Origin of the sequence: Actinoplanes sp. NPDC048791 (genome assembly GCF_040650095.1) — a bacterium.
GTDB lineage: Bacteria > Actinomycetota > Actinomycetes > Mycobacteriales > Micromonosporaceae > Actinoplanes.
In genome coordinates this window covers 1-1,225 of the sequence record NZ_JBEZGQ010001645.1, presented here as the reverse complement: position 1 = coordinate 1,225, position 1,225 = coordinate 1, and the positions used below count along the sequence as shown (strand labels likewise).

Genomic DNA, 1,225 nt, shown 5'->3' with positions numbered 1-1,225 from the left:
GATGCGCACCGGCGGCGCCGCGGTGGCGCTGACCTTCGACGACGGGCCCGACCCGGTGCAGACGCCGCGGATGCTGGACCTGCTCAAGCAGAAGCGGGTCAAGGCCACCTTCTGCGTCGTCGGGCAGAACGTCGCGGCGTACCCCGGGCTGGTCCGGCGGATCGCCGCCGAGGGCCACACCCTGTGCAACCACACCTGGCGGCACAGCCTGACACTAGGTAAGAAGAAGCCCGCGGTGATCCGGGCGGACCTGCAGCGCACGAACGACGCCATCCGGCGGGCTGTGCCCGGAGCCCGGATCAGTTACCTGCGGGCGCCGGGCGGGAACTTCACGCCGGCCTTCGTGGCCGCCGCCGCCGAGCTGGGCATGACGTCGATCTACTGGCAGGTCGACCCGCGCGACTGGGAGCACCCGGGCGGCGAGTCGGACGCGGCGCACCGGGCCAAGGTCGTGCACGCGGTGAAGAAGCACGTCGGCAAGGGCGCGATCGTGCTGTCCCACGATTACGGGCAGCCGACCACGATCACGGCGTACCGGGAACTGATCCCGTGGTTGCAGAAGCGCTACCGGCTGGTCGCGCTGCCCAGCCAGGGCCTCAGTGCGAGGGCGGAATGACCCGCAGGTGGCCGCGGCGGCCGGTCTGGTGCCCCGGCAGGTTGTCGTGCTCCTCCGGGCGCGGCGGTGGCGCCGGACGGGCCGCCTCGCGGACGGCGTCGGCCAGAGCGACCAGGTCGTCGGTTGTGGGTGGCGGCGGGGCGAAGTCACCGTCGTGGCGCACCAGCTCCCACCCGCGCGGGGCGGTCAGGCTGCGGGCGTGCGGCTCACACAGGTCGTACGTGTGCGGCTCGGCGAACGCCGCCAGCGGGCCGACCACCGCGGTCGAGTCGCTGTAGACGTAGGTCAGAGTGGCGACCGCCTGTCGGGGACAGCCGTTCCGGGAGCAGCGCCGTGGTGACCTCACGGCGGCACGTTATCTCCCCGCGGCGGCCGGTAGCCGCGACACGCCGACCCACCATGCATCACGATTTCGACATGGCGCACCGACACGCCGTCCCAATGGGACGAATTCCCGGCAACGAAACGCGGTGGACACAGCCTGACCACGGGAGACGGCCCGTGCGGGCTAGGCTGACGGCGTGACTACCAGCCCCGACCGCCGCCGGTCCGGCGCCGATCCCGGCCGGACGGCCCGCACCGCCGGGCCCGGCCGGCCCACCCGCCGCG

At 73.2% G+C, this 1,225-nt stretch carries 2 protein-coding genes; one reads left to right on the top strand and one right to left on the bottom strand.

The window, feature by feature from the left end:
- Positions 1-616, top strand: a 616-nt coding sequence (locus AB0C29_RS49260) for a polysaccharide deacetylase family protein (RefSeq protein WP_360835400.1), incomplete at its 5' end; no start/stop codon positions are given.
- Here AB0C29_RS49260 and AB0C29_RS49255 read toward each other — a convergent pair.
- Positions 597-962 carry a DUF3499 domain-containing protein gene (locus AB0C29_RS49255; RefSeq protein ID WP_023358955.1) on the bottom strand — a complete coding sequence of 122 codons (366 nt, stop codon included), beginning with the start codon at positions 960-962 and terminating at the stop codon, positions 597-599. The two genes, AB0C29_RS49260 and AB0C29_RS49255, sit on opposite strands and share 20 nt — an antisense overlap.
- Positions 963-1,225 lie beyond the last annotated feature (263 nt).